20 protein-coding genes are annotated in these 22392 nt (G+C 71.3%); 11 read left to right on the forward strand and 9 right to left on the reverse strand.

Annotated features, from left to right (window positions below; all coding sequences use genetic code 11):
- Positions 1–146 precede the first annotated feature (146 nt).
- Both HUT18_RS00870 and HUT18_RS00875 read left to right on the forward strand, forming a co-directional pair.
- Complete coding sequence (locus HUT18_RS00870) at positions 147–1130, forward strand: helix-turn-helix transcriptional regulator (protein WP_176096872.1); 984 nt, start codon at positions 147–149, stop codon at positions 1128–1130.
- A 542-nt stretch (positions 1131–1672) separates the two neighbouring features.
- Positions 1673–2728 carry a glucose 1-dehydrogenase gene (locus HUT18_RS00875; protein WP_176096874.1) on the forward strand — a complete coding sequence of 352 codons (1056 nt, stop codon included), beginning with the start codon at positions 1673–1675 and terminating at the stop codon, positions 2726–2728.
- Between the two features lie 124 nt (positions 2729–2852).
- Here HUT18_RS00875 and rocD read toward each other — a convergent pair whose 3' ends face one another.
- From rocD to HUT18_RS00890, 3 genes are all read right to left on the reverse strand, one after another.
- Positions 2853–4070 carry an ornithine--oxo-acid transaminase gene (gene rocD / locus HUT18_RS00880; RefSeq protein WP_176096876.1) on the reverse strand — a complete coding sequence of 406 codons (1218 nt, stop codon included), beginning with the start codon at positions 4068–4070 and terminating at the stop codon, positions 2853–2855.
- Complete coding sequence (ddaH, locus tag HUT18_RS00885) at positions 4067–4861, reverse strand: dimethylargininase (RefSeq protein ID WP_176104213.1); 795 nt, start codon at positions 4859–4861, stop codon at positions 4067–4069. The genes rocD and ddaH overlap by 4 nt, the downstream gene beginning before the upstream one ends.
- A 185-nt stretch (positions 4862–5046) precedes the next feature.
- Complete coding sequence (locus tag HUT18_RS00890; protein ID WP_176096878.1) at positions 5047–5577, reverse strand: Lrp/AsnC family transcriptional regulator; 531 nt, start codon at positions 5575–5577, stop codon at positions 5047–5049.
- 218 nt (positions 5578–5795) lie between these two features.
- On the opposite strand from HUT18_RS00890, the gene HUT18_RS00895 reads away from it, so the two are divergent.
- A complete protein-coding gene (locus HUT18_RS00895; RefSeq protein ID WP_254878369.1) occupies positions 5796–6212 on the forward strand; it encodes a hypothetical protein in 417 nt (138 codons plus the stop codon).
- A 65-nt stretch (positions 6213–6277) separates the two neighbouring features.
- The gene (locus HUT18_RS00900) at positions 6278–6733 is read left to right on the forward strand and encodes a peroxiredoxin (protein WP_176096880.1); all 456 of its coding nucleotides are present in this window, start codon (positions 6278–6280) and stop codon (positions 6731–6733) included.
- A gap of 46 nt (positions 6734–6779) precedes the next feature.
- Here HUT18_RS00900 and HUT18_RS00905 read toward each other — a convergent pair whose 3' ends face one another.
- Positions 6780–8024, reverse strand: a complete 1245-nt coding sequence (locus HUT18_RS00905; RefSeq protein WP_176096881.1) for a hypothetical protein — start codon at positions 8022–8024, stop codon at positions 6780–6782.
- Positions 8025–8495: 471 nt separating this feature from the next.
- The gene (locus HUT18_RS00910) at positions 8496–8969 is read right to left on the reverse strand and encodes a DUF5709 domain-containing protein (protein ID WP_176104215.1); all 474 of its coding nucleotides are present in this window, start codon (positions 8967–8969) and stop codon (positions 8496–8498) included.
- Between the two features lie 258 nt (positions 8970–9227).
- On the opposite strand from HUT18_RS00910, the gene HUT18_RS00915 reads away from it, so the two are divergent.
- On the forward strand, positions 9228–10301 hold the full coding sequence (locus HUT18_RS00915; protein WP_176096883.1) for a slipin family protein: 1074 nt from the start codon (positions 9228–9230) through the stop codon (positions 10299–10301).
- An 88-nt stretch (positions 10302–10389) separates the two neighbouring features.
- Here the strand turns inward: HUT18_RS00915 and HUT18_RS00920 are convergent, their stop codons facing one another.
- On the reverse strand, positions 10390–11106 hold the full coding sequence (locus HUT18_RS00920) for an SDR family oxidoreductase (protein ID WP_176096884.1): 717 nt from the start codon (positions 11104–11106) through the stop codon (positions 10390–10392).
- Between the two features lie 172 nt (positions 11107–11278).
- Here HUT18_RS00920 and HUT18_RS00925 point away from each other — a divergent pair, with 172 nt between their 5' ends.
- Positions 11279–11908, forward strand: coding sequence for a CGNR zinc finger domain-containing protein (locus HUT18_RS00925; protein ID WP_176096886.1), 630 nt, complete (start codon positions 11279–11281; stop codon positions 11906–11908).
- Between the two features lie 264 nt (positions 11909–12172).
- On the forward strand, positions 12173–13591 hold the full coding sequence (locus HUT18_RS00930; RefSeq protein ID WP_176096888.1) for a PP2C family protein-serine/threonine phosphatase: 1419 nt from the start codon (positions 12173–12175) through the stop codon (positions 13589–13591).
- 104 nt (positions 13592–13695) lie between these two features.
- Here HUT18_RS00930 and HUT18_RS00935 read toward each other — a convergent pair whose 3' ends face one another.
- Positions 13696–15183, reverse strand: a complete 1488-nt coding sequence (locus tag HUT18_RS00935; protein ID WP_176096889.1) for a hypothetical protein — start codon at positions 15181–15183, stop codon at positions 13696–13698.
- 233 nt (positions 15184–15416) lie between these two features.
- On the opposite strand from HUT18_RS00935, the gene HUT18_RS00940 reads away from it, so the two are divergent.
- Together HUT18_RS00940 and HUT18_RS00945 are read left to right on the forward strand one after the other, a co-directional pair.
- Positions 15417–16529: an aminoglycoside phosphotransferase family protein gene (locus tag HUT18_RS00940; protein ID WP_176096891.1), complete on the forward strand. Its 1113-nt coding sequence runs from the start codon at positions 15417–15419 to the stop codon at positions 16527–16529.
- A gap of 383 nt (positions 16530–16912) precedes the next feature.
- Positions 16913–18892 (forward strand): N-acetylmuramoyl-L-alanine amidase, encoded by a 1980-nt coding sequence (locus HUT18_RS00945; RefSeq protein WP_176096893.1) that lies wholly within the window; start codon positions 16913–16915, stop codon positions 18890–18892.
- Positions 18893–19035: 143 nt separating this feature from the next.
- Here the strand turns inward: HUT18_RS00945 and HUT18_RS00950 are convergent, their stop codons facing one another.
- On the reverse strand, positions 19036–19536 hold the full coding sequence (locus HUT18_RS00950; RefSeq protein ID WP_176096895.1) for a hypothetical protein: 501 nt from the start codon (positions 19534–19536) through the stop codon (positions 19036–19038).
- 286 nt (positions 19537–19822) lie between these two features.
- Here HUT18_RS00950 and HUT18_RS00955 point away from each other — a divergent pair, with 286 nt between their 5' ends.
- Positions 19823–20548 (forward strand): leucine-rich repeat domain-containing protein, encoded by a 726-nt coding sequence (locus tag HUT18_RS00955; protein ID WP_254878370.1) that lies wholly within the window; start codon positions 19823–19825, stop codon positions 20546–20548.
- A 44-nt stretch (positions 20549–20592) separates the two neighbouring features.
- Here the strand turns inward: HUT18_RS00955 and HUT18_RS00960 are convergent, their stop codons facing one another.
- A complete protein-coding gene (locus HUT18_RS00960) occupies positions 20593–20835 on the reverse strand; it encodes a DUF397 domain-containing protein (protein WP_176096898.1) in 243 nt (80 codons plus the stop codon).
- A 232-nt stretch (positions 20836–21067) separates the two neighbouring features.
- Between HUT18_RS00960 and paaK the strand changes: the two genes are divergently transcribed.
- The gene (gene paaK / locus HUT18_RS00965) at positions 21068–22375 is read left to right on the forward strand and encodes a phenylacetate--CoA ligase PaaK (RefSeq protein ID WP_176096900.1); all 1308 of its coding nucleotides are present in this window, start codon (positions 21068–21070) and stop codon (positions 22373–22375) included.
- The last annotated feature ends 17 nt before the right edge of the window (positions 22376–22392 follow it).

Below are 22392 nucleotides of genomic sequence, written 5' to 3' on the forward strand. Positions count from 1 at the left end.
CCTCATACGCACCCCTAAAGCGCCGCTAGAGCGCTCGCCGCCGCAGCGGCCCCGGTCGCGGGGCCCTGGCCTCGGGTGACGGCCGCCGCGCCCGCGTCCCCGGCGTACCCTGGCCGACCAGGCGCACACAGGTACGGGAGCAGGGCATGCAGGGCTACACCGAACTCGGCCTCGGTCCGCTGGACCGCCTGCGCCTGTCGGTCGCCGCCCATCAAGGCGCCACCCTGCTCTCGATCGTCGCGGACGCGCTCGGCGGCCGCGCCCAGGGCCTGCCCGAACACTGGCGCCGCCTGGTCCGGCGTACCGCACCCCCGGGCGCCGACGCGGTCCTCGCCCCGCTCTTCGACCCCGCGTACTCGGTGATCCCGGACTGTCTGACGCCGACGGCGCTCATGCCGGACGGCGACGTACCGGGCCAGTGCGCGCACCTGGCCGAACTCGCCCCGGACATCCTGCTCGGCGAACTGGAGGCCGAGTTCCCCGACTTCGTCCCGCCGCAGTGGCAGCCGGTGGTGGACCGTCCAGGGCAGTGGCTGCGGTCGTACGCACAGGTCCTGGAGCGGGTGTGGGAGGAGTTCGCGCCGGTGTGGCGGCGGGCGGCGCCGCTGCTCGGGCGTGAGACGGAACGCGTCGGGGTGGCGGCGGTGACCGGCAACGTGGACGTACTGCTCGGCTCGGTCAGTCCGCGTTTCCGCTACGCACAGGAGCGGCTGCTGCTGCCGGACCAGCAGGCCGCCGGATTCGCCCTGGACGACCGGCGGCTGCTGCTCGTCCCGATCGTCTCCGGACCTGGTGCCTCGATGTTCGCCCTGGACCGGCCGGACCTGGTGTGGATCGGCTACCCGGTACCCGGGATCGGCCACCTCTGGGAGGACGGTGACCGGGTCCCGCCCGGCACCGACGCCCTGCAACTCCTCCTCGGGCCGCGGCGCGCCGAGGTCCTGCGCGGCTGCGGACAGCCGCTCGCCATGGGCGACTTGGCGACGCGCATCGGCTGCAGCCCCGGCACGCTCACCTACCACTGCGCCCAGCTTGAGCAGGCCGGCCTGCTCCGGCGCGAACGCCGCGGCCAGCAGGTGATGCTCTCGCGCACCGACCGCGGCGACGCACTCCTGGACCTGCTGATCTGATCGGTTGGGTACGGGGAGTCGCGTTGGGTACGCCAAGTCGCTTTTCCATGCCCGTCGAAAAGCTTGCGCCGAAGCGGATCTCTGACAAAGCTCATGCAGGTCGCAGCCGTTGTGACGGCCCCGGCGCCGTCCACCGTGCACCGCCCGGCCCACAGCGTGAGGGGACCGTTCTCCGCGGGGGAGAAGGCGGTCCCTTCCGCAGGCCATAGCGGGATCCCGCCCGGCGTGGCCGGTCCCGCTCGGCTGTTCGTCGGCACTCCGGGCCCTGTACGGCGGGCCTGGCGAACCGGGCGCGGCTCGGCGCATGCGTTCTCCTACCGGTCCGGGCCCCGAGCGGCCCGCAGACCCTATTCGCCCGGCCGGGCGCAGCGGTCCCGGCCCAGGGGGACAGGCCCCCGGCCGGTGCCTATCGTGGGCACGGAAGCGGACGAACACATTCCGTAACGATCCCCGGTGCCCCGCCGTGGGCGCGCCCGGCAGATCCGGGCGGCAGACCGGGCGGCGCGGCCCGCCGGTCCGGGATCCCCGATGGGAGAACGCACATGAAGGCGATCACCGTGGTGCCCGGCAACCCCGGCCTGGTGCAGGTCGAGACGCTCGACGAGCAGTTCTCCCGGCCCGGCCCGGGAGAACTGCTCGTCGAAGGGCGTCTGCTGGGGATCTGCGGCACCGACATCGACATCATGGAGGACGGGTACGGCGCCCTGCCGCCCGGCCGGCCGAGTCTCGTCCTCGGCCACGAGTCGCTCGGCACCGTGCTCGACGCACCGCCCGGCAGCGGCTTCGCCGCCGGTGACCTGGTCGCGGGAATCGTCCGCAGACCCGACCCGGTGCCCTGCGAGCCCTGTGCGCACGGCTCGTGGGACTTCTGCGCCAACGGGCGGTTCACCGAGCGCGGCATCAAGGAACTCGACGGCTACGGCTCGCAGTTGTGGCGCATCGAGCCCGAGTACACGATCCGGCTCGATCCCCGGCTCGGCGACTGCGGCGTACTCCTCGAACCGGCCTCGGTGCTCGCCAAGGCCTGGGAGCAGATCGACCGCTTCGTCACGCGCGCGCCGCTCAGGCCCCGGTCGGTGCTGGTGACGGGCGCGGGTCCGATCGGTCTGCTCGCCGCGCTGATGGGGGTGCAGCGGGAGCTGGACGTGCACGTGATGGACATCAAGGGCGGTGAGCCGAAGACCGGGCTCGTCGAGGGGCTCGGTGCCACCTTCCACGTCGGCGGCCTCGACAACGTCCCGACGACGCCGGACATCGTCGTCGACACCACCGGGCACGGGCCGCTGGTCTTCGACCTCACCCGCAAGGTGGCGCCCTCCGGCATCATCTGCCTGACCGGCATCGCCGCGAGCGGCCGCCGGACACCGGTACCGCTCGACGAGGGCAACAAGGACATGGTCCTGGAGAACACGGTGATGTTCGGCTCCGTCAACGCCAACCGCCGCAACTTCGAACAGGCCGCGGAGGCGCTCGCGGACGCCGATCCGCACTGGCTGAAGGGCCTGATCACCCGCCGGGTGCCGCTCAGCGGGCTCACCCCCGAGGCACTGCGCAAGGGCCCCGACGACGTGAAGGTGGTCGTGGACCTCACGGCCTGAGGTCCGGGTCCTCCCCCGCGCCCGCCACGTACGTGCGAGGGCGGTACCGGCACAACCGCCGGTACCGCCCCCGTGTGACTGGCCTCCGCTGGGCCTGCGCGCCCGGATGTCGGGCGCTCGGATGTCAGCGGCTCAGCACGCGCTCCAGTGAGTCGATCGCCGTGCGCAGGTCCTCCTCGCTGATGGACAGCGGAGGTGCGAGCCGGATCGTCGAGCCGTGGGTGTCCTTGACCAGGACGCCCTCGGCCATGAGCAGCTTGCTGACCTCGCGGCCGGTGCCGATCTCGGGGTCGATGTCGACGCCCGCCCACAGGCCGCGCGAGCGGTAGCCGAGGACGCCGCGGCCGACCAGCGCGCCGAGCCGCTCCGTGAGGACCGCTCCCAGGTCCTTCGCGCGCTGCTGGAACTCGCCCGTCTCGAGCAGTCCGACGACCGCCGAACCGACCGCGGCGGCCAGCGGGTTGCCGCCGAAGGTGGAGCCGTGCTGGCCCGGTCCGAGTACCCGGACGACCTCACGGCGGCCGACCACCGCGGACACCGGCACGATGCCGCCGCCGAGCGCCTTGCCGAGCAGCAGCAGGTCGGGCTGGACACCCTCGTGCTCGACGGCCAGCGTGGTGCCGGTGCGGCCGAGGCCGGACTGGATCTCGTCGGCGATGAACAGCACGTTGTGGCGGCGGGTGAGTTCGCGTACGCCCGCGAGATAGCCGTCGCTCGGGATGAGCACTCCGGCCTCGCCCTGGATGGGCTCGATGAGAACGGCCGCGGTGTTCTCGTCGATGGCCGCCTCCATGGCGGCCAGGTCGTCGTAGGGGACGCTGCGGAAGCCGGGGGTGAAGGGGCCGAAGTTGGTACGGGCCACCGGGTCGTCGGAGAAGCTGACGATGGTGGTGGTCCGGCCGTGGAAGTTCCCCTCGGCCACCACGATGTTCGCCTGGTCCTGGGCGACGCCCTTGACCTCGTACGCCCACTTGCGCGCCAGCTTGATGCCGCTCTCCACGGCCTCCGCACCGGTGTTCATCGGCAGCGTCATGTCCAGGCCGGTCAGGTCGGCCAGCTGCTCGGCGAATCCGGCGAGCCGGTCGTTGTGGAAGGCGCGCGAGGTGAGCGTGAGCCGGTCGAGCTGGCGGTGCGCGGCCTCGATGAGCACCGGGTTGCGGTGCCCGAAGTTCAGGGCCGAGTACCCGGCGAGCATGTCCAGGTAACGGCGCCCCTCCACGTCCCGTACCCAGGCGCCCTCCGCCTCGGCGACGACGACGGGCAGCGGATGGTAGTTGTGTGCGAGCTTCGCGTCCTCGACCTCGATCAGTTCGGCGGAGGAGCGCTCGGGGTGAGTGGTCATACGGTACGTACCTCCTGGGTGCAGCACTTGACGCTGCCGCCGGCCTTGTGGAATTCGGACACATCGACCGGGACGGGCTGGTAGCCGCGCTCGGTCAGGCGCGCGGTCAGGTCCGTGGCGCCGTGCGGCACGACGACGTTCTTGCCGTCCGAGACCGAGTTGAGGCCAAAGGCGAGGGCGTCCTCGCGGGTGGCGATCACGGCCTCCGGGTACAGCCGCTCCAGCGCCTCCCGGCTGCCCGGCGAGAATGCCTCGGGGTAGTAGGCGACGTTCGCCTCGTTCGTCTCCCGGCCGTCGTCGAGCACGAACAGCGCGGTGTCGAGGTGGTAGAAGTACGGGTCCGTCAGGTGCAGGCTCACCACGGGGATGCCGAGGTACTCCTGCGCCTCCTGGTGCGCGGCGGGCACGGTACGGAAACCGGTTCCCGCGAGGAGCACCCGGCCCGCCGGGACCAGGTCGCCCTCGCCCTCGCAGACGAACTCGGGCTCGCGCACGTCGAATCCGGCCGCCTTGAACCAGGCCTCGAACGCGGGTGTCTCCGGCCGTCGCTCCACCGCGTGGAAGCGCGAGCCGAGTACCCGGCCGTCGACGACCACGGCGCCGTTGGCCGCGAAGACCATGTCCGGGAGGCCGGGCAGGGGCTCGATGGTCTCGACGGTGTGCCCCAGGGAGCGGTAGGTCTCCACGAGGCCCTGCCACTGGGCGAGGGCGCGCGCGGGGTCCACCGGCACGTCCCCGGACATCCAGGGGTTGATGGTGTAGCGGACGTCGAAGTACCGCGGTTCGCACATCAGGTATCTGCGCGCTCGCGCAGCGGGCACGGACGGCACAGGGGGTGGTCCTTTCGCCGTAAGCACTGAGGGGATGCCTCAACCGTAGAAAGGCAGGTGATCTGCGACAACGGCTGTCGATTGCGTGTTGGCGCAGGAATTTTGCGTGTCGAGCCCGGCTCGCAGCCGATCTTTTCGTCCCGGGTTCAATCCTGCGGTGCCGCCGGAGGATTGGCCTCCTGAGCGGTCACCGCCGACCCGGCGGGGGCCGTGGCTCCGGCGTCCGGGGAGCCGGGCAGCAGATGGGTCAGGACGATGACACTGTTGGTCCGGCGGACGAAGTTCTCGGCCCGGATGCGTTCGAGGACTTCCTCGAAGTGTTCGATGTCGGCGGCCCTGATGTGCAGCAGGGCGTCCGCTCCCCCGGTGACGGTCATCGCGGCGACCACCTCCGGGTAGGTCCGCGCCACCTCGGCCAGCCTGCGGGGCGGCGCCGCGCCCTCGCAGAACACCTCGACATAGGCCTCGGTCCGCCAGCCGAGCGCGCTCGGCCGTACGACCGTGGTGAACCCGGTGATGATCTCGCTCTCGCGCATCCGGTCCACCCGGCGTTTGACCGCCGCCGGTGACAGTCCGATCTCCTGGCCGATCTCCACGAAACTGCGGCGGGCGTTGGCCATCAGGGCGGAGAGGATCTTGCGGTCGAGAGCGTCGAGGGTCACCGGCTGAGAGGCCATGGGTCGGGTGCCGCCTTCCTGCGTCGTACTGATGCCGCCCGGAGCGCGGCCGCGGTCGCGGCGCGCTCGACAGGGAGCTTGACCCATCGCCCCCGGCCTGCGCGAACCGGGCACCCGTCGGGCGGGCCGTCCGTGATCCTCGTCCCTCTTGTCCGACCACCGGAGTCAACATACTTACTGTTTAGTAAGCTCCGCCGAAAGTCATCCGGGGAGCTGTCATGCCGCAGAAGTCCAGCAAGCTCAGCACGATCGGGAAGATCAGGAACGTGGACTCGGCCACCGCGCTGGCCGGGTTCCTCGCCGGAGCCGGGGTGTCCCACTTCGTGGTGCCGAAGCTGTTCGACGCCATCGTGCCGCGGGTACTGCCCGGTTCGCCGCGCGCCTGGACACAGGCGGGCGGAGTCGCGGAGCTCGCGCTGGCGGCCGGGATCGCCTGTCCCCGTACGCGCCGGGTCGCCGCCCAGGCCACCGCGGCGTTCTTCGTCGGGGTGTTCCCGGCGAACATCCAGATGGCCGTGGACTGGCGGCACAAGCCCGCACCGCTGCGCAACCTCGCGCTCGCCCGGCTGCCGCTGCAGGCACCGTTGGTGCTGTGGGCCCGCAGCGTCGGCCGGAAGGCCACCCCCGTCCGATAACCTGCAGCGCTGCCGGGCTCCGGCGGCGGCAGCAACTCCCTTGCCCACCAGCCCAGGAGAGACCGATGAAGATCGGCGACGTCGTCCCCGATTTCGAACTGCCCGACGAGACCGGCACCTCCCGCACCCTGTCCGGCCTGCTCGCGGACGGACCGGTGGTGCTGTTCTTCTATCCGGCCGCCATGACGCCCGGCTGCACCGCCGAAGCCTGCCATTTCCGCGACCTGGCGGCCGAGTTCAGCGCGGCGGGCGGGCGTCCGGTGGGCATAAGCGCCGACGAGGTCGCCAAGCAGCAGGAGTTCGCGGACAAGCACTCGCTGGGCTACCCGCTGCTCTCCGATCCCGAGGGCAGCGTCCGGGAGCACTTCGAGGTCAAGCGCGGGTTCGCGATGATGCCGACCAAGCGGGCCACCTTCGTGATCGGCACGGACCGCAAGGTCGTCGAGATCGTCCGCAGTGAACTGCGTATGAGCGTGCACGCGGACCGCGCGCTGGAAGCCCTGCGCAAGATCGCGGCCTGAGGCGCCGGGGCGCCCGGCGCGGAGCCGGGCGCCCGGACCGCCCCGCTCAGGCGGCGGTGGCCAGGAAGTTCTTCCAGCCGCCGGTGGGCTGTTCACCGATCTCCAGGGTGCGCAGCTTCTGGAGCACCGCCGGGTCCTGGACGTCCAGCCAGTCCACCAACTGCCTGAAGGACACGAGGCGTACGTCCTCCTTGTCGGCGATCTGCTTCAGGGCCTCCTCGACGGCGTCCATGTAGATGCCGCCGTTCCACTCCTCGAAGTGGTTGCCGATGAACAGCGGCGCACGGTTGGTCTCGTACGCCCTGCTGAAACCGGAGAGGTAGGACTCGGTCGCCTGCCTGCGCCAGGCCGGGTAGTTGGAGGCAGGAGCCCGGGTGGAGTTGAGGGACTGGTTGGCCAGGATGTTGTAGTCCATCGACAGGACCTCGAAGCTGTGGCCCGGGAAGGGAATGCCCTGCAGGGGCAGGTCCCACAGGCCCATCTTCTTCTCGGGCCAGCGCTGGACGCCGCCGGGCGAGGACGAGTCGTAGCGCCAGCCGAGTTCGCGGGCCGTGGGCAGCAGGTTGTCCTGGCCGAGCAGGCAGGGCGTACGGCCGCCGACGAGTTCCTTGTCGTAGTCGAAGGGCAGCGGGTCGTCGTCGGCCCAGCCGGTGTTGGTACGCCAGGTCTTGATGAAACCGCGCGCCTGCTCGATCTCGGAGCGCCACTGGGCCGAGGTCCAGTTCGCCACCGATCCACTGCCGCCGCAGAAGTGCCCGTTGAAGTGGGTACCGATCTCGTGCCCGTTCAGCCAGGCCCGGCGTACGTAGCGCAGCGTGTCCCTGATGTGCTCGTCGGAGAGATAGCCGATGTCGGAGGCGCCGATGAGGTTGTTCGGCGGGTTGTACAGACGCCGCTTCGACTCCGGCAGCAGATACACGCCGGAGAGGAAGAAGGTCATGTGCGCGTCGTGGTCCTCGGCGAGCTTGAGGAAGCGGGGGAACAGACCGTTGCCGACCTCGCCCGCCCCGTCCCAGGAGAAGACGACGAACTGCGGTGGCGTTTCGCCCGGTTCGAGTCTGACCGGCTCCACGGGCTGGTTCGGCTGCCGACCCGTGAAGGCCGTCGAACCGTCACCGATGAGCCTCGGCGCGCTCCTGCGGGCGGCGTCCGCGCCCGGAGCGGCGCTCCGCCCGGAACCGCCGGGCCCGCTGCCCCCGCCCGAGAGCGTGCCGCACCCGGCCAGACCGACGGCCGCGGCACCCAGCCCCAAGCCCATTCCCACTGCGTCTCTACGGCTGATCTCGCTCACTGGCATCCCAACCCGTGCCGTCGGACGGCACGTTGTGCGTAGCCCACTGACAAGCCAGACCATAAATCACATAAATAGATAAATAGGACATTCAGCCCGGCGCGCCGTGCAATGGAGTGAGCAGGGGGGTGGGCGGCTGAGCGGCGGGCTCATGTGCCGATGGAGCGTGAGGTGCGGGTGGGTGCTGTGGGTGTGCACTGCAGGTGTGCACTGCGGGGCAGGGCAGGGCTCAGCAGGCCTCAGAGGCCGAGGGGCACGCGTGGCGCGGTGAACTCACCTGCCGATGTGGGAAGTTGGAAAGATCCAGGTTCAGGGGCCGAGGTCCGGGCCCGTCGTGTCGGCAAGGCAGACAGGCGGGGCCGCCTCAACCGAACGGGCACGGCATCGCGCCCTCAAAGCGCTGGCTGCCACGTGGCGCCCGGGAGGCGGGGCCCAGGGCCCCTCGTTTGGATCTTGCCGGGGGACGACCGGCTACTCGAAGGTCGCGTAGTCCTCGCTGTCGTCGACCACGTGCATCGCCGCCTCTTCGGCCGAGGCCGCGGCGCCGTCGATGCCCACGTCCGAGGCGAAGGTGTCGCCCTCGACGTTCTGGTGGGCACCCTCGTCGGGTGCGACCAGCCTGCCCGCGCGCACCATCCCGACCTGGCCGTCGCCCACGAAGTACTCGTCCGGGTCGTTGAAGGCCCTGCCGTCGGGCACGGGCACGTCCGGAATCTCCTCGGCGAGCCGCTCGTCCAGGGTCTCGCCGCGCATCTGCTCGGAGACGGTCACGCCGCTGCTCTCCACGCCGAGCGGACGCTCGGGCGGCGAGTAGCCCTCGTCGAGCGGGTCGTGGACCTCGTCGATGAGCAGGGTGTCGTCCGCCTCCAGCGGGCCCTCGTCGTCCTGGACCTCGGAGCCGTCCGGCTGATAGACGTCGTCCCCTCGGGCGTTGTCCCTGTCCACGCAGACCTCCTCGGGGCGGCTGGCGAAGCGGCGCCCGGCGTCGGACACCGTGGGGTTCCACGCTCGTCGTGGGCACCACCTGCGTGCCACTTCCATGGTCCCCCCGACCGGCCGATCCGCAACAGCCCATGGCGGCCGTACTTCACCCCGTTCCGCCCTTCCCACGCGTGCCCGGAACCGGGCGCGCGCACCCCCTTCTCAAGCGGAGGTACGGGCATACCATGGCAACACGGGCGTTTGCGGCGTCAGGGGGCTCTCATGCTCGAAGAACTGCTGGCAGCGGGTGCGGGCCTGGTGGCGGCCGCCGGGGTCTACACGGCCGCCGCGGCGCGGGTCGTGAAGCAGTACGAGCGCGGGGTGGTCTTCCGGCTCGGGCGGCTCAACGGCGCACCGCGGATGCCGGGCTTCACGATGGTGGTCCCCGGGATCGACCGGCTGCGCAAGGTGAACATGCAGATCGTGACGATGCCGGTGCCCGCGCAGGAGGGCATCACCCGGGACAACGTCACGGTCCGCGTGGACGCCGTCGTCTACTTCAAGGTGGTCGACGCCGCCAACGCCGTGGTGCAGGTCGAGGACTACCGCTTCGCCGTCTCCCAGATGGCACAGACCTCGCTGCGCTCCATCATCGGCAAGAGCGACCTGGACGACCTCCTCTCGGACCGCGAGAAGCTGAACCAGGGACTCGAGCTCATGATCGACAGCCCGGCAGTCGGCTGGGGTGTCCAGATCGACCGGGTCGAGATCAAGGACGTCTCGCTGCCGGACACCATGAAGCGCTCGATGGCCCGCCAGGCCGAGGCCGACCGGGAACGCCGGGCCCGGGTCATCAACGCGGACGCCGAGCTGCAGGCGTCCAAGAAGCTGGCCGACGCGGCCGGGGAGATGTCCCGCCAGCCCGCCGCACTCCAGCTGCGGCTGCTGCAGACCGTGGTCGCCGTCGCCGCGGAGAAGAACTCGACCCTGGTACTGCCGTTCCCCGTCGAACTGCTGCGCTTCCTCGAACGCGCCCAGCAGAACCCGGCCCCGGCCCCGGTCGATCGTCCCGCCGACCGCCCGGCGGGCGCGACCGCGGACGGCGCCGCCACGACGGTCGGCACTCCGGGAGCTGCCGAGGCCGCGGAAACCGGCGAGACCATGGAAACAGTCGGCGCCGTGGACGACGCCGTGGCGGAGAGCATCACGGCCGAGCCCCGGCCGTCCGCCTACGACGCCGGGATGGCCGCCGCCGCGGACGCCCTGGAATCCGCCGCGGGCCAATCCGCCGCGGGACGCGTCCCCTCGCGTACGCCGGAGGACCCACCGGCGGAGCCCCGGCCCGAAGAGAGCTGACCGTCGGGACCCGCCCCGCGAGGCCGTTGGACCCCGCCGCGCCAGACCGTCGGGACCCGAGCCGCCGGACCGGGTCCCGACGCGTCGCTCAGGCCTCCTTGGCCTTGGCGAGCTGCGGGTAGATGACGCTCGGGTCGGCCGAGAGACCGGCCTTGACCTGCTTGGTCAGGTCGTCGGCGAAGATCTCGAACTGTCCGGCCTCGATGCCGTCCAGGGCGAGCTTGGCGACCTCGGCCGGGTCCGACTTCGGGACCTCCATGCCCTTGGTCATGTCCGTGTCCATGTAGGCCACGTGCAGCGCCGTCACCAGCGTCTTCTGGTCGGCCAGGTGCAGACGCAGCGAGTTGGTCAGCGACCAGGCGGCAGCCTTGGCGGCGCAGTACCCGGCGAAGCCCGGGAACACGTACCAGGACAGGATCGACAGGACGTTGAGCATGGCGCCGCCGCCGTTGCGGGCGAGGACGGGCGCGAAGGTGCGGCTGACGTCCAGCGTGCCGAAGACGTGCGTGTCCATCGAGGTACGGAAGGCGGCGAGCTCACCCTCGGCGAGACCCGCCTTGTGTGTGTCACCCGCGTTGTTGATCAGCAGGTTCACATCGGGCGCCTGTTCAGCGGCCGACTGCACCGCAGCCGGGTCGGTAATGTCGAGCTGAATCGGCACCACGCCTTCGAGCCGGATGGTCCCGGGCTTGCGCGCCGCCGCATAGACCTTGCTCGCGCCCCGCTCGAGGAGTGCCTTGGCGACCTGCTCGCCGAACCCACGGTTGGCCCCCGTAACCAGGGCAACGGATCCTTCAATCTGCATGACTGACTCCTTGTCGACCTATCGGTACGCGATGGACCGCAGGACCGTGCCACGTGGGCCGCACCTCTGGCCGACGGCACCACACAGCCCCTCCCCACGGGACCCTCTTGCCTGGCGGCGACAGTAGCGTAAGACCTTTGCCGGTGTCATGCTGCGCAGGTATCGTACGCGTATGAGCTGGCCCGCGACGGATCGTTACCGACTGAGCCCCGCCCCGGGCGGCCTCGGCCTGGTGCAGGACCTGCTCAACACCGCCCCCGCGGGCATGCCGTCGAGCACGGATCTGCTCGGGGAACCGGAGTCCGCCCAACGCTGGGCGGACGGTGCCGTACTCGGCTGGACCGGGACCACCGGCCGCTCCCCCGTGCACGTCCGCCTGCGCGAGGCGGACCTGCCCGCCCTGCGCCGGGTGCGCGGCCAGATCCGCCGGGCGCTCACCGAGCGCGGACAGCGGGGCGAGGAGGAGGACGAGGCGAACGGACTGCCCGCCGTCGTGTTCACCTCCGTACCGCTGGCCGTGAGTCTGGACGGCGAGGCCGGGCTGCGGCTCGAACCCGAGGGCGAGGGCTGGCGCTGGATCGCCTCGGCGGTGCTCGGCGAGGCGCTGCTCGCGCAGACCGCGGGCACCTGGCCACGGCTCAAGATCTGCCGCAACGTCCCCTGCGCCACCGCCTTCTGGGACCAGTCGCGCAACAACAGCGCGGTCTGGCACTCGGCCAAGGGCTGTGGGAACGCGGCCCATCTGCGTGCCGCGCGGCGCCGCCGCAAGCAGCGCGAGCAGGAACCGGCGGACGGGGCCTGAGGTGCGGGTGTGGGAGCGGGGCCAAGAACGCCGTAAGCTCCGTGAACCCGCGCCCCCGGGCCGCGCGTTGAACCGGAGAACCGGCACGTCGCGCCGCTCTTCGGACCCGTCGCGGCCGGAACCAGTCATATGCCCTCAGCACCACCGATACGGGTGTTGCCAAATCCCTTACGCGCCGTCGCCGCCTGTGCGAGAGTCGTAACCGGCCCTTCCGCCGCGCCACCCCCGTCCCCCAGCCGAACCGTGCCCGCATCGGAGTTCACATTGCCCTCCCATGTCTCAGCGGATCCCCCGGGCGGCAAGCCGCCCGGCAGCGGCGTGGTCGACTCCCTGATCAGTCAGACCCGCAAGCTGCGCGGCGAGGTCGTCGCGGTGCGCCGACGGACGCCCAGGGACGGTGATCCGCGCGGACGGTGGCAGCGCGCCCTGTTCGACCTGGCCGTGCATCAGCTCAACGACCTCGACGAGCACCTGGGCCAGCTCCGGGACGGCCCGGCTCCCGCGCCCCGCTCCGAACAGGTGCCCCGGCAGCGCCGCGTGGTGAACTCCCCCGCGCCCGGCTCCACCTTCGGCAGGGTCGGCAGCGCCGAGTGGAACCTGCTGACCGGCGAGGTGAGTTGGTCCGGCGAGCTGTACGAGATCCTCGGACGGCCGCCCGGCGCCGCCCCGCTGACCCTCGACGAGCTACCCGAGCTGGTGCACGAGGACGACCGGCCCTTACTGACCTCGATGCTCACCGACTGCCTGGTCGACGCCAAGCCGATCGACGGCGAGTTCCGCGTCCTCGGCCCCGGTGACAGCCGCATCGTGCACATGATGGCCGAGCCCGTACTCGACCGGGACGGCGGAACGGTCTCCATGTGGGCCGTCCTACGCGATGTCAGTGAACTCCGGCGCTCGCAACGCGCGTTGAACGACAGCCGAGGCTTCCTCGAACGACGCCTGCACCTCGCACAGACCGAACACCGGCTCGCGGTGGAACTCCAGGAGTCCGTACTGCCGCCCTGGCGCGGCTCCCTGGGCTCCGCGCAGGGCCCCGGCTCCCTCGATCTCGCGGGCCGCTATCTGCCCTCCGCCACCACCTCGCTCATCGGCGGGGACTGGTACGACGCGATGCTCCTGCCCGACGGCCGCATCCTGCTGAGCGTCGGCGACCTCACCGGCCACGGCGTGACCGTGACCTCGGGCATGGCGATGCTGCTCGGCGCGCTGCGCGGCATGGCGGTGACGGGCACCGAGCCGGGTCAACTCCTCGGCTGGCTCAACCAGTTGATGGACGCCTCGGTGCAGCCCTCCCTGGGCAGCGCGGTGTGCTGCCGCTACGACGCCGCCACGGCGAGCGTCGACTGGGCACAAGCGGGACACCCCGCCCCGCTGCTGTTCCGCGACGGGACGGGGTGCGCGCTCGAGCCGCCCGAGGGCGTACTGCTCGGAGCCACCTCCGGCGCCGTGTACGAACAGCGCACGGAGCGGCTCAGGCCCGGCGACGTACTCCTGCTGCACACCGACGGCCTGGTCCCGCGACGTGCGGGAGCCGCCGCGCAGCAGCGACTGCTCGAACTCGCACCGCGCCTGGGCACGGCACGCTCCGCGCAGGACTGTGTGCGGACCATCGTCGAGGAGTTCGGCGAGGCCGACCGCGAGGACGACGCCTGCGTACTGGTGGCACGGCTGCCCCGCTGACCGGACAACCGCCGTCGCCACAAGGCGTCGCCGGACACACGTCACCACGAGCCGTCGCGGGACGGCGGTCGGTGACCGACGGGGTCAGACCTGCTCAGACCTGCTCAGACCTGCCGCGTCTTGCCCTTCCCGCTCGTCCTCGGCAGGGCCAGCTTGATCTCCGTACGCAGCTCTTCGATGCGCGGGGAGCCGGAGTACTGGGCGGTCAGGCGGTACATCTCGCGCAGCCGGTCCCAGGTGCGGTGCGAGGAGTTCGCACCCATGGACACCAGGGCCAGCCGTGCGTAGCGGTCCGCCTGTTCCGGGTCGTCGCCGATGAAGCAGGCGGAGGCCAGCGAGAGATAGTCGAAGATCTGCGAGCGCTGACGCCCCTGGACCCGCAGTTCGATCGCCCGCTTCGCGTGCTGCTGAGCGATGGCGGCCGCCGCCGGATCGTGCTCGGCGAGCGTGCGGTACGCCAGCGCCTGCATGCCGTGCATGTCGGCGTCGTCGAACATCTGCATCCAACTGGGCGGCGGCACATCGCCCTTGTCGGAGACGAAGAGGTCCTCCGCCTCGCCGAGCGTGCGCCGCATGGCCTGCCCGTGCCCCATCGAGGCCTGTGCCCACGCCTCGATGGTGTAGAGCATGGCCCTGGTGCGCGGCAGGGTCTGGTCGCCGGAGCCGGACTTGGCGAGCTTCATCAGGTCGAGCGCGTCGTCGGGCCGACCGAGATGAACCATCTGCCGGGCCGCCCGGGACAGCGCCTCCCCGGCCCGCGGCCGGTCGCCGCCCTCGCGGGCCGCGTGCGCCGCGATCACGAAGTACTTCTGCGCGGTGGGCTCCAGACCCACGTCGTGCGACATCCATCCGGCCAGTACGGCCAGATTGGCGGCGACGCCCCACAGGCGCCGTTGCAAATGGTCGGGGTGGCGGTAAGTGAGCATGCCGCCCACCTCGTTGAGCTGGCCGACCACCGCCTTGCGCTGGAGGCCGCCGCCGCGGGCGGCGTCCCAGGCCCGGAACACGTCGACGGAGCGCTCGAGTTCCTCGATCTCCTGGGAACCGATGGGGGCGGCGTCGTATCGGTCGAACCCGGCGGGCTCTGCGTGCAGGGGGTTGTTGGTTGTGGGGGTGGCCGTGAGGGCCGGATCGGCGCGCAGCCAGTCGTGCATGGCGCTGCTGAGTGCGGATCCCGCGGCGAGCGCGGCACCCGCGCCCACCAAGCCGCGTCGGTTGAGCATGAGGTCCATTCCCGTGAATTCGGTGAGGACCGCGGCGGTTCGCTCGGGCGCCCAAGGCACTCCGTCGGGGTGCGACCCACTCCCGTCTCCGGGCCGTTTCCCGACGCGCCCGTGGCGGACCAGTCCGAGATCCTCGATGGTCACGACACGGCCGAGCCGCTCGGTGAACAGCGCCGCCAGCACCCTCGGCACCGGATCGCGCGGGATCTCTCCCATGTCGATCCATCGCCTCACCCGCGAGGTGTCGGTCGCCAGTTGCGGATGGCCCATGGCCGCCGCCTGCCGGTTCACGAGTCTCGCAAGCTCTCCCTTCGACCAGCCGGCCAGGCCGAACAGGTCGAAAAGGCGGGTGTTGGGTGCACCGCTCACGTCAAGCCCCCAGGTTCTCGGCTGAGTTGACAGTAGCCCCGTGTCAGTTGCTCGGCGACTATTCGCCAGGGTTCGCCAGGGTCCGCCAGATGGTGTGCCAGTGGGCATGGGGTGTCAGGTAGGTATGCGCCACCCCGCCCCGGTGACCCGAGGGAGTACTCCCCAGGGTGCCCCGCGGACGTCGGGGCGGGCGGCGTCCCCCCTGCCGGCACACGAAGGGATCTGTCTCTCCCATGTACACAGCATCGTCCTCCGTGTCCGCCCCGCCCCGGCCCGCGCGTATCCGACCGCAGGCCGGTGTTCCTTACCAGGACCCGGTACGCCCGGCCGTCGCCCCTCTCGGCGGCGGACGGACCCGTTTAGGAGTTCGTGGTACGCAGCCCGCGGTCAGCGGGAGACTGGATCTCTCGGGTCCGCAGGGCGCGCAGGTACGCACCGCGCTCAGCGCCGTGCTGCGTGTCTGCCCCGAGTTCAACCCGGTCCAGGTGCTGCGGCGCAGCGGACGTTCGGTACTCCTCGTCGGCGCGACCGGCCGTGCCACCGCGGTCGCCAAGGTCCTTGTCGACCTCTCGCCGCGTTCCAAGGAGCGGATGCGGCACGAAATAACTGCCTACCGCTCTTTCGTCCGGCACCGGCCGCCCGTGCGGGTACCCCGGCTCATCGCCGCGGACCCGGACAGCGGCACGCTGGTGATCGAGCGGCTGCCGGGACGCATGGTGTCGGGCCAGCGCCACCCCGTGGAGGGTCCGCCGCGGGCGGACGTGCACACGGTGCTCGGCGCGCTGTGCCGCCTGAACCAGTGGACCCCGCCCGAGGAGTGCTTCGGCCGGCCGCTGGACTACGTGGAGCACATGTCCCGCGACCACGAGCTGGGCCTGCTGACCGACCGTGATCTGGACGATCTGCAGAAGCTGTTGCACGGCATCGCCCAGGCCTCCGGCCGCGGCGGCGGCTTCCAGTTCTGCCACGGCGACGCCCTGCTGCCGAACGTGCTGCTCTCCCCCGCGGGCCCGGTGTTCGTGGACTGGGAGCGTGCGGGCTGGTACCTGCCCGGCTACGACCTGGCCACCCTGTGGGCGGTCCTCGGCGACTCCCCGCTGGCCCGGCGCCGGATCAGTCAACAGGCGCAGTTGCAGGGCCCCGCGGCCAGGGACGCGTTCCTGGTGAACCTGATGCTGGTACTGACCCGGGAGATCCGGCTGTACGAGTCGGCCGCGCAGCGTGCGGTGGGCGCACCGGGAGCGGCCGGGGCCGCGGGCGAGGAGCACCGCCTGCTGCTGCGTCGCCTCCACGACGACGCGACCATGGCACGCAACGCGGTACGGGCCGCCGTCGGAACCCGCTGAGCCCGTCCCGACGACACCCCACGAAGGGCCTGCTGGGCGCCGGAACCCAGCAGGCCCTTCGTGTCGTCGTCGTACGGAACCCCGCGCGCGGGCAGCGGCCGGGCGGCGAACGTGTCGCCCCCGAACAGGTGGAACCCCGCTGCCCGGCCCCGTTTCGCGGGGCTTGTCGCACAAGTTCCAACTCTCCCGCGCAGCACGGCAATTGGTTCAGTCCACTGACGCGGCGCAGGCGGCGTCGGCTTCTGTGCGAAACCTCTACGCGACGGCTCTGACATGCGCAATTCCTCGTCCTGGGGATGATTGACGGATCGTCGGACAGCGGGTACCACTGACGCACGATCGGCCCCGCTCGCCCATGCGCCGTACCGTCCCAGGAGGCTGCCTTGCGAGGATCCGCCAGAGAACGCGTCACCGAGACCAGAGGCCGTACCCGTGCGGCGGCGGGCGCCGTCGCCGCGGCCGCTCTGCTGCTTCCGCTGATCTCCTCCGCCCCGTCCGGAGCCGAGGAGACGCCCGCCTCCGGACGCCTGCAGGAAGCCTTCGCCACGGCGGCCGCCGACTACGACGTACCCCGCAGCGTGCTGCTCGGGGTCTCCTATCTCCAGTCGCGCTGGGACAGCCACAACGGTGCCGCGAGCGTGACCGGCGGCTACGGGCCGATGCATCTGACCGACGCCAGGACCGCGCTGGAGCACGCGCCGCACCACAGCGAGGGCGACGAGGACCCGCGGGGCGACGCCTCACGGGGGCGTCTGAAGCCGACCGCCGAACCCGCCACCGCCCCCGGCAAGCTGCCGCCCCGGCTCACCACTTTGACCAGGGCGGCCGAACTGACCGGCCTGGCCCCCGAGAAGCTGCGCACCGACCCGGCCGCGAACATCCGGGGCGGCGCCGCGCTGCTCGCCGCCGAGCAGAAGCGGCTCGGCAAGACGCTCAGCGCCGATCCCGCCGACTGGTACGCGGCGATCGGCCGCTTCTCCGGCGCCGAGGACAGCGCGACCGCCGCCACCTACGCGGGCGACGTGTTCGCCGTGATCCGCGACGGCCGGCGCCGCACCAACGACACCGGCCAGCGGCTGCGCCTGAACCCGGTCCCCGGCCTGCGGGTCTCCGCCGAGGAGGCCGGGCGGATGGGGCTGCGGCGCGCGAAGGCCGCCGGCACGGAGTGCCCCGCCACCGTCTCCTGCGAGTGGATCCCGGCCCCCTACGAGGAGTTCGGCGAGGGCGACTACGGCAACCACGACCTCGCCGACCGCCCCAAGGACCAGAACATCGAGTACATCGTGGTGCACGACACCGAGGGCCCCTGGGACACGACGCTGAAGCTGGTGCAGGACCCGACGTACGTCTCCTGGCACTACACGCTGCGCTCCACCGACGGGCACATCGCCCAGCACGTGCGGACCAAGGACGTCGGCTGGCACGCGGGCAACTGGTTCGTCAACGCCAAGTCGGTGGGCCTGGAACACGAGGGCTTCCTGGCCTCGCCGGACGCCTGGTACACGGAGGCGATGTACCGCACCTCGGCACGTCTGGTCGGCTACCTCGCGCGCAAGTACGACATCCCGCTGAACCGTCAGCACATCCTCGGGCACGACACCGTGCCGGGCACGACCACCTCGTCGATCCCGGGCATGCACACCGACCCGGGCCCGTACTGGAACTGGCAGCACTACTTCGAACTCCTCGGCGCCCCGCTGCCCACCTCCGGCAGCAAGGCGGGCGGCGTGGTGACCATCGCCCCGGACTACGAGTCGCACCAGCCGGTGTTCACCGGCTGCACCAAGCCCTCGGAGACCTGCGACCCGCACGGCTCCAGCGCGGTGCGGCTGCACACCGAGCCCCGTGAGGACGCGCCGCTGATCAAGGACATCGGTCTGCGCCCGGGCGGCGGGGAGTCCACGACCGGGGTGCACGACCTGGGTTCGCGGGTCTCGGCCGGGCAGCGGTACGCGGTGGCCGAGCGGCGGGGCGACTGGACGGCGATCTGGTACCTCGGCCAGAAGGCCTGGTTCGAGAACCCGGCCGGACAGCCCACGGCACACGCCGCCGGGGGCACCGTGATCACACCCAAGGCGGGCCGGGCCGACATCCCGGTGTACGGGCGCGCCTACCCGGAGAAGGAGGCCTATCCGCAGGGCGTACCGGTACAGACGGTCTCACCGCTGCCGTACAAGCTGCTCGCGGGACAGCGCTACGCGGTCGGCGACAAGCTGCGCGGCGAGTACTTCTACGCGCCGACCTTCGACACCAAGCCGCACCGGGTGGTCCGCGGCGACGACGTCTACTACGAGATCCAGTTCGGGCACCGGATCGCCTTCGTCCGCGCGGCCGACGTGGACGTGAAGTCCTCGCGGAAGTAGCGCGCACCGTCCCGTCGGGTCCGGACCTGCGTGGGGGCAGGTCCGGGCCCGGCGTCTGTCCGGGCGTGGGAGTGTGCGGCGGGGGTCGAGTCCGCCGGAGGGAAACGCGGCGCCGTACGGAGATCCGCTGGAGCCCGAGGGTGTCAGCCCTGCTGGAAGAGCTCGGCGGGCAGCGGCTTGAGCAGGGCGTAGAGGTCGTCCGTGATCGGGCGGTCCCAAGCGGCGATGGTCACCAGGACGTCGTCGCTGCGGTCGAACTGCACACAGGAGACCCGGCTCTCGGAGAGCTTGAGGCGGCGCACGATGAGCAGGTTGTCGCCCTGCATCACCGGGACGTCCTCCTGTTCCACGACGGTGACGTCCTCGTCGTGCTCCAGGGCGAGCAGCAGCTGTGCCACCTCGAAGGGCACCTGCCCCTCGGCCACCTCGCGGGCGGGCGAACCGGACGGCAGATTGCCGATGATCATCGCCGGGCCGCGGCCGCCGAAGAGGTCGTAGCGCAGGAACACGCCCTGACAGCTGCCGTCGGGCGCGGGCAGCAGTCCCGCACCGAGGTTGCCGGGCCAGTCCCCGGGGTCCATGGCCAGCACGTCGAAGTCCGGCCCGGCGGGATTGGCGGCGCTGCGGCGGCGGAGGAAGGACATGCGGACATGGTACGTGTCCGCGCCGCGCCGACGGCGCCGGGTCGCGCACGCCCGGGCCCGGCCCGGACCCATGGCCAGGGGCGCTGCGACGCAACGGCACACCCGGGGTCCGCGCCCCGCCACCCTGCGCTCATCTGTACCCGTGGTCGCGGGCGCACGACGGGCGCACACCGCACCGACGCCTTGCCCCCGCGGCGCCGTCCCGCCCATGATCGCTACCACGTCCGCCGGAGGCTCCGTCTCCGTCCGACCATGTGAGGTCCCGACCCCGGCCGGAGAGGCAGCTGTGAGCTCCGAACTGTCCTTGTCCTACTGGCGCGCGGGGCTGACGTCCGTGCCGGAGGAGGTGTGGCGGCACCGGGATGTCGAGGTACTGCTCCTGCCGGACAACGCACTGACCGAGGTGCCGTCGCGGATCGGCTCGCTGCGCGGGCTGCGCACCCTCGACCTCGGTCACAACCGGCTCACCGCCGTACCGGACGCGCTCGGCGACCTTGTCTCGCTCGACCGGTTCCTCTATCTCCACGACAACCGGCTCACCCGGCTCCCGGCGTCGCTGACCCGGCTCGACCGCCTCGCCTATCTCAACGTGGGCGAGAATCCGCTCGCCGAGCTGCCGGAGACCCTGGGCCGTATGCGGGGCCTGGTCGAACTGCGGGCACAGCACAACCGCCTTGCCACGCTGCCGAGTTCGACCGGGGAGCTCACCGCCGTGCGCGAACTATGGCTGCGCGGCAATCAGTTGACGACACTGCCGCGCTCCATGGGCACACTGCTCGACCTGCGCGAACTTGAGTTGCGCGAGAACCGGTTCACCGAGGTGCCGGACGCCCTGCGCGCTCTGCCCGCTCTGCGGCGGCTCGACCTGCGCGGCAACGCGCTCACCGAACTGCCCGGCTGGCTGGCGGAGTTGCCCGCACTGGAGAAGCTGGACCTGCGCTGGAACCCGGTGACCGTTCCCGCCTCGCTGCGTACGGCGCTGACGGAACACGGCTGCGTCGTACTGGACTGAGCGGCCGGGCCCTGCGGACCCCTCGGGGGGGGGCGGCTGTTGGCTCAGGTGAGGTCGAAGTCGCCCTCGCGCGCGCCGAGTACGAAGGCGCCCCACTCGTCAGGAGTGAAGATCAGCGAAGGGCTCTCGGGCCGTCCGCTGTTGCGCATCGCCACGAAGCCCTCGACGAAGGCGATCTGGACGTCGCCGCGCCCTCTGCTGCTGGACTGCCACTCGGCGTGGGAGAGGTCAAGTTCCGGCTTGTTCCACGCGGTCAGCGGCGGCGGCTGGGTGGTGCTCTCGGACACGTTCTGCTCCTGACGCTCGTCGTCCGCGCGCCAGCCTAGTCACCGATGCCGGGCGCCGACAGGGAGTACGAAGCTCCCTTGCCGCCGTCCCGCTGCGGCAGGTCCACGGCCGACACGGCGGGCACTTCTCGTCGCATCTCTTGACGACCGGCGCACCCCCTGGATTACTGGCCCCCGAGGAGCGACCGAATGATCGGTCGCGGCTTCGGCGCAGGTGGCGAGGGGAACGGCGATGACCACGGACGCGACGACCGAACTGCTGGACGACGGCGAGCGGCTGGGCCCGCAGGCATTGCGGGCCGTGCAGATCGAGCGGCTGCGCACCACCCTGCGCCACGCGTACACCCATGTGCCGTTCTACCGGAAGGCGTTCGACGCGGCGGGGGTGCGGCCCGAGGACTGCCGTACGCTCGCCGACCTGGCGCGCTTCCCGTTCACCACCAAGGCCGATCTGCGCGACAACTACCCCTTCGGGATGTTCGCCGTGCCGCAGGACCAGGTCCGGCGGCTGCACGCCTCCAGCGGTACCACCGGCACGCCCACCGTCGTCGGCTACTCGGACCGCGACCTCTCGCTGTGGGCGGACCTGGTGGCCCGCTCGCTGCGGGCCGCGGGCGCCCGGCCGGGCCACAAGGTCCATGTCGCCTACGGCTACGGCCTGTTCACCGGTGGGCTCGGCGCACACTACGGCGCGGAGCGGCTCGGCTGCACGGTGATCCCGGCCTCCGGCGGCATGACCGCACGCCAGGTCAAGCTGATCACCGACTTCCGCCCCGAGATCATCATGGTCACGCCCTCGTACATGCTCACGCTGCTCGACGAGTTCGAGCGGCAGGGCGTGGATCCGCGCGGGACCTCGCTCAAGGTGGGCGTGTTCGGGGCGGAGCCCTGGACCGAGCAGATGCGGCGCGAGATCGAGGAGCGGTTCGCCCTCGACGCGGTGGACATATACGGGCTCTCCGAGGTCATGGGACCCGGTGTGGCCCAGGAGTGCGTGGAGACCAAGGACGGGCTGCACATCTGGGAGGACCATTTCCTGCCGGAGGTGATCGACCCGGTGACCGGTGAGGTGCTTCCCGACGGCGAGGAGGGCGAACTGGTCTTCACCACACTCACCAAGGAGGCCATGCCCGTTGTCCGTTACCGCACCCGCGACCTGACCCGGCTGCTGCCCGGCACCGCCCGGGTCTTCCGCCGGATGGAGAAGGTCACCGGCCGCAGCGACGACATGGTGATCCTGCGCGGCGTGAACCTCTTCCCCACCCAGATCGAGGAGATCGTGCTGCGGACGCCCGGTGTCGCGCCGCACTTCCAGCTGCGGCTGACCCGCGAGGGCCGGATGGACGCGCTCACGGTGCGGGCGGAGGCCCGCGCGGACGCGACCGGCGCCGAGCGCGAGGCCGCCGCCGAATCGGTCGCCCGTACGGTGAAGGAGGTCATCGGGGTCTCGGTGGCCGTAGAGATCGTGGACCCCGAGACGCTGGAGCGCTCGGTGGGCAAGATCCGGCGGATCGTCGATCTGCGGGAGGACCGGGGATAGCCGGACGGCCGCCCCAA

The sequence above is a fragment of the Streptomyces sp. NA04227 genome (assembly GCF_013364195.1).
Classification (GTDB): domain Bacteria; phylum Actinomycetota; class Actinomycetes; order Streptomycetales; family Streptomycetaceae; genus Streptomyces.